Source organism: Cellvibrio sp. (genome assembly GCF_053579595.1).
In genome coordinates, this window is sequence record NZ_JBRFPI010000284.1 from 1 (window position 1) to 5900 (window position 5900).

Below are 5900 nucleotides of genomic sequence, written 5' to 3' on the forward strand. Positions count from 1 at the left end.
ATCACGGAAATAAGTCACAGCATTGATGACATCAGTAGTCGTATTGTGGCAGCACGCGATGCAGCAACCAAAGCCTGTGACTATAGTAAAAGCGGTGGAGGTGCTTTGGCGGGGGCTAGTAGTGAGGTCAGTGCAGTAGCCAATCTTGCGCGTGAAACGGAAGTGCGTGTTAGCCAGTTGGGAACGTTGATGCACAATGTTACGGCCATGTCACAAATTATCAGCGATATTGCAGGACAAACCAATTTGCTTGCACTCAACGCCGCGATTGAGGCTGCTCGTGCAGGTGAGCATGGGCGTGGATTTGCGGTGGTGGCAGATGAGGTGCGTGCGCTGGCAGTACGCAGCCAAGGTTCGGCCAGTGAGATTGCAACCAATATTGCGCGTGTGCAGGAGAGCATGCAGCAGGTGTTAGTAAGTATGAAAAACGTAGTAGAAAAAACAGATAAGTCATTGCAAGGTGTATTCAGTGCAGATGAATCTTTAAAGTCAATATTAACAACAACTGATGATGTTTTTGGATTGATCGATGAAATTGCCGTTGCTGCAGGTCAACAGAGTATCGCAGCGCGTGAAATTTCAAAACATATAGAAACAGTGGCGGATTTGGCGAATCAAAATAGTTATCGCGCCGGTCAAGCTGCTGAAATTGCCGACCACTTGCATAGATTGACTCATCAATCGGAGTAGCACTATGGAAACTCCTGTTTCGCTAATGATTATTTTATTGGCTTTTCCAGTGGGTTTTTTGATGTTTCTAATGGTTTCATTGAGCCGTAAAAAACGTCAAGCGAACCTGTTGTTTACCCAAGGTATTGAATATATAAAACTGTTGCGTACTTTATTAACCTATGTGCAACAGCATCGCGGTTTAACGACTGGTTTTATTAATGGCAATCTTGGTGCAAAACCAGATATAGAAAAAATTGCTATAAAAATTAAGCGGATCATGGGCGAGCTTGATGAAGCTGGTGATTGGATACGCAGTAATGTTAAGTGGTCGAGCCTGGTAGACCACTGGACCCGCTTGGGAATAACCTATTTGCAGGGAGATGCCGATAAAAATTTCAAGCAGCACAATATTCTGATCGCCAACCTGTTGTACCTGATTGACGATGTGGCTGATGTCCACCATCTTTCAAAAATAACGGGCGATGCCATGGATACTGATTGGCGCTATCTGTTATCGATTGCCGAATATATCGGGCAGGTGCGCGCATTAGGTACGGGGGTAGCAGCGAAAGGTGAGTGTTCAAGCGTATTGCGTATCCAACTCAATCACTTGCGCAATAAAATTGCATCGAGCGTGGACTCTTCCTGGCCGGATAAATCTCGTGTGGAAATCCAGCAGCTCTTGCGCTGCATTGAAACCCAATTAATTGTTGATCATCCGAGTATCCAGGCAGGCGATTATTTTAAATTGGCGACCCGCTGCATTGAGCATGTGCTCGATCAGTTTGATCGCCAGATTGATCGTTTACAGTATTATCGCAATTAAAACCGAAGCGGGCAGAAACTGAAATCCGCAACTGCTGTTTAGTTCAGTTGCGGTCATCTGGTCTTTATTAAACTCTGTAGAGCGGCTGCAACTTATTGTTGTCGGTCGTTTTTTTATGTTTGGTTTTGCGTAGATTGGCCAGAAGTTGCAATAGTACTTCAGTGTCAGGTGCGCTCTTGTGAGCACCAAATATCGCTTCGTCCAATTTGCGCAGTTCATCTGCGAGCGCTGAATCTTGTGTCTGTGCGGCGATTGCTTGCAGACTGGTAATGGATGCATTTTTCCAATACACCTGCGCCCAGTTAATCAAGGCTTTGCGCAGGCCCGTTAATTTTTTATCGGCCAGGGTACGCTTGAAATTATTCCAGGCTTCAGTTTCTTTTTGATTTAATTCGTTAAGTTCATCGCGCTCTGTTGCGTAAATGGCTGAGAGTTCACGCTTGGTTTGCCAAAAACGCAGTGCAAAAACTGCGGCAACTAATAATGCAAGTGCATTAGTGATGTATAGCCAGAGAGGCACTTTCTCCTGAATAACTGTTTGCTGCGGTTCAATCGTGCTTAAGTCGGTATTGATATCCACGCTAGTGGGTTCTTCAATTTCATTCGTCGGTGCTGCCAGTTGGGTCATATCACCAAGTCCAACTGTCAGGGAAACAGCGGGCAGGGTGGCGGTGCGGATGCTGTTGGTTTTTGTGTCCCACCAATTGAGTTTTATTTCCGGCAAGGTGAAATGCCCCGCTTTGGTGGGCACTATGGCGATGGTTTCAATACGCGAACCCTCTACACCATTGGCGGATTTTTGGTCGTCGGTTTGTGCCTGGTCGTTATAAAAAGTGAGTCCATCAATAGGCGGTAAGTGCAGGGGATTAATTTGCCCTGCGGTAAGTCCATCCGCTTTAATGGTGATACTGCGGGTAATGGGTTCGCCTATTTTTAAGGAGTCGAGGCTGGTGCTCCAGTGTTCGCTCAGGCTGACATTGAGTGCGGGCAGCCAATCGCCTGCGTTGACTGATGCGGGGGCAGGCAGCACATTGATACGCTGTTCATCGGTGCGCAAACGCAAAATATTGTTTTGGCTGTTGCCATAAAAACGGTCCCACAGATCGCGCTGGCCTGAATTAACTGAAACCTGGTAGAGCATGCTGGGAATAATTAATTCGCCACTTTGTTGTGGAAATACCGCATAGCGTGTTTCTACCACGGCACCCGGGCGGCCATTAATTTTAGTTTGGTATTGTTTTTCATCGATATTAACCACTAATGCATCTTTAACTTGCAGTGGTTGCAGGTCTACACCACTCAGACCCACAGTGGTATAGAGGCGCAGGGTGACAATAATTTGCTCTTGTACGTAGCTGGTATCTTTGCTGGTTTCAACTTCTACAGTGACATTGTTATCGGTGTTTTTGGGCGATTTACTTTTGCCTTCAATCGTCATTTCGATGGCATCGCTAATCGCACCATCAATCGTAAATGACGGAATCAGTAGTTTACCGATACGTTTGGGCGCCAGTGCAATTTTCCACTCGGTAGAGGCTTCCATATTGCCATTGATAATGCTCATCTGGGTGCCGCTTTGGGTATTTAAAATATCAAAGTCTTTGCGCAGCAATTCGTAATCCGGCGTGGTATTAATTTGCTCGTCATAGCGCAGGACGAGGGTAAATGTTTCCTCCAGTCCCAGCACATCCCGGTCAACGCTAGCGGTCAAGTTGCCCGCATAGACGTTGAGCCCGGTAATCATTAACAAAAAACCTGCGCAGCGGCTGAGGTATTTTTGGAAATTAAATGAAGCTTTTTTCATTGCGTTCTACCGTTAATGGTTCCGTAAAATGTTCCGTAAAGTGCTCTACTGTCTAATCTGGATATTGTGAGTACAAAAAGTGTATCCACTACCAGCGATCTTCGGCTCCATTTTCTGCCGGTTCCCAATCGCCATTCAGTATTTCCTGATTGCGTTTATAGTGTTCGTAATTAAATTTATTGCGCAATAAGCCACCCGGATCATCCGGTATGCGGCGCAACCACTGTTCCATTGCCTGGCGTTCTTCGTCTGTCAAACCATCATCCTTTGGTTCTCCAGCTTGCATCTGCTGCATTTTTTCTTCAGCGGCTTGCTGCTCTTCTTGTTCGCGTTGTGCAGCTTCAGCGGCTTTTTCTTCGTCCGTTTTTTCTTGTTGGGATTGTTCCTGGTCAGACTTTTCCTGTTCAGATTGTTTTTGCTGCTCGTCTTGGCCAGCAGAGGATTGCTGATCCTGTTGTGACTGCTGGTCTGATGGGTTCTGTTGTTGATTCTGATCTTGCTGGTTGTTCTGGTCCTGTTGTTTTTGTTGATCGTTTTTGTCTTGCTGTTGCTGATCTTTTTGTTGCTCGTCCTTTTGCTGATCACCATTACCTTGATCTTGTTTCTGTTGATCCTGGTCTTTTTTGTTCTGATCGTTTTTGTCTTGATTTTGGTCTTGCTGATCCTGATTTTGTTGCTGTTGTTTGAGCAAGTCTTCTACCAATTTACGATTTTTCTTTGCGTCCTCAAGTTCAGGGTTGAGCTTGAGAGCCTGATCATAGGCCTTGATTGCGTCGGGTAATTTGTTGGCTTTAGCCAATGCATTGCCACGGTTGTAATGGGCATCAGCACTGTCGGACTGGGCAAAGTTTTTTGCGGCCTCTTCATAATCCCCTGCACGATACTGCGCACTTGCTTTCCAGTCCGGGTGGTCAAATTGTTGCGCTGCTTCAGCGGCCTGTTCTTGCTGCAATTTTTCGTAGGCTTGCTGGTTTTTGTTTTTCCACAAATCATCCCAACCAAACGCATAACTTTTATTGGGTGTTAAAGCGGTGAGCGGAACGATGAATAAGCAGAGTAAAACCCCACGGCGGAAGCAGTAAAGAATAATGGGTAAAATTAGCAATACTAACCAGTGGCCGCGGTCGTACCAGCTATCAAAATCGCGTTCGACGCGTTGGGTTTCTTCTTTTTTCGGTGTGGGTAAATCCATTAAATAATCTATGTCACTGCTGGTGCTAGCCAAGGTGCGATAGCGGCCACGGCTTTGGTTGGCGAGATTTTGCAATTCACCCGCATTGAGTTGGGTGGTGACTATATTGCGTTTGTTGTCGCGCACAAACCCGCCTTTGCTACTGGGTATGGGGGTAGGTGCAGTTCCACCTACGCCGAGAATAGACAAGCGGTATTGGCTTTCGCGAGTCATAATCTCACTGATGTTGTATTGCGCATCTTTATCGATACCATCGGTAATCAGCAGTAAATCACCCTGGGTGATGGCTGCGTTTTTTAATAATTGGATTGCGCGCGAAACTGCTTCCTCGGTATTGCTACCCTGTGCGGGCATGATATTGGGGTGCAGCGCAGGAATAATATTGTTAATGGTTTCGGTGTCGTCGGTCAGCGGTGTAACCACATGAACATCACCCGCGTAAACCAATAATGCTGTCTGACCATCTTTTCGCAAGCGCAATAAATCGGCGATTTTTAACCGAGCGCGCACCAAACGTGATGGTTTTACATCTTCACTCATCATGGACGGTGACAGATCGAGTAACAGCACTAATGCTTGCTGATTTTGTTCAACGGCAACCGGGCGTTTTTCCCAGCTGGGGCCAGCGAGCGCAATGCAGCTAATAATCCATGCCAGTAATAGTGCGATAAGTTGCCAGGGTCTGATACGGGTAGTCTGGCCGTCGAGTAAATACTGCAATAATTCCGGTGCAACCATTTGCTGCCATGAGCGGGCGTTGTGTTTTTGATACCACAGCAAGAGTGCAATTATGACAACAGGAGCGAGTGCCACCAACCACAAGGGACGCAAAAAATGAAATTGACTGATGAGTAAATCCACAGCAGACATTATTTCGCCTCCACTGTATTTTTTGCTAAAGGTGTTGCACGGCCTTGCCAGATATGGCTCATGGCAAAAATCAAACTGAGCAAAAATGCAAACGCCAATGGCCAATAAAATAATGTCTGCACTGGGCGAAAGGTTTCTGTTTCCATTTCAATCGGTTCCAGTCGATCCAATTCGCGATGGATGCTATCCAGTTCTTCCAGGTCGCGCGCACGGAAATATTTTCCACCGGTTTTTTCAGCAATAGCCATCATTGTTCCTTCATCCAGATCGGCTGAAGGATTGACGGTGCGCGAGCCAAAAATGCCCGGTACTTCCATCGATTCTGCACCAAAGGCGATGGTGTAAATTTTAATGCCGGCTTTCTGTGCGAGTTCTGTTGCTTTATCGGGCGCAAGCACACCGGCGGTATTGGCGCCATCGGTGAGTACTACTAACACGCGGCTTGCATCGGGCCTATCGCGCAAGCGTTTTACGGCGAGGCCGATAGCATCGCCAATTGCGGTTTCGCGCCCGGCAAAACCAATTTGTGCTTCTTG

5 protein-coding genes are annotated in these 5900 nt (G+C 46.7%); 2 read left to right on the forward strand and 3 right to left on the reverse strand.

Annotated features, from left to right (window positions below; all coding sequences use genetic code 11):
• Positions 1 to 690, forward strand: a 690-nt coding sequence (locus ACWA6V_RS15740; RefSeq protein WP_449523379.1) for a methyl-accepting chemotaxis protein, incomplete at its 5' end; no start/stop codon positions are given.
• 4 nt (positions 691 to 694) lie between these two features.
• Positions 695 to 1498 (forward strand): nitrate- and nitrite sensing domain-containing protein, encoded by an 804-nt coding sequence (locus ACWA6V_RS15745; RefSeq protein ID WP_310069670.1) that lies wholly within the window; start codon positions 695 to 697, stop codon positions 1496 to 1498.
• A gap of 67 nt (positions 1499 to 1565) precedes the next feature.
• On the opposite strand, the gene ACWA6V_RS15750 is transcribed toward ACWA6V_RS15745, so the two are convergent.
• The 3 genes from ACWA6V_RS15750 to ACWA6V_RS15760 form a co-directional block, all read right to left on the reverse strand.
• Positions 1566 to 3302 (reverse strand): BatD family protein, encoded by a 1737-nt coding sequence (locus tag ACWA6V_RS15750; protein WP_449523380.1) that lies wholly within the window; start codon positions 3300 to 3302, stop codon positions 1566 to 1568.
• Positions 3303 to 3390: 88 nt separating this feature from the next.
• Complete coding sequence (locus tag ACWA6V_RS15755; RefSeq protein WP_449523381.1) at positions 3391 to 5364, reverse strand: vWA domain-containing protein; 1974 nt, start codon at positions 5362 to 5364, stop codon at positions 3391 to 3393.
• Positions 5364 to 5900, reverse strand: a 537-nt coding sequence (locus ACWA6V_RS15760; RefSeq protein ID WP_449523382.1) for a VWA domain-containing protein, incomplete at its 5' end; no start/stop codon positions are given. The genes ACWA6V_RS15760 and ACWA6V_RS15755, both read right to left, overlap by 1 nt.

Coding starts and splice junctions, on each gene's coding strand:
- ACWA6V_RS15745 (WP_310069670.1), top strand. CDS start 695: ATGGAAACTCCTGTTTCGCTAATGATTATTTTATTGGCTTTTCCAGTG.
- ACWA6V_RS15755 (WP_449523381.1), bottom strand. CDS start 5,364: ATGTCTGCTGTGGATTTACTCATCAGTCAATTTCATTTTTTGCGTCCC.
- ACWA6V_RS15750 (WP_449523380.1), bottom strand. CDS start 3,302: ATGAAAAAAGCTTCATTTAATTTCCAAAAATACCTCAGCCGCTGCGCA.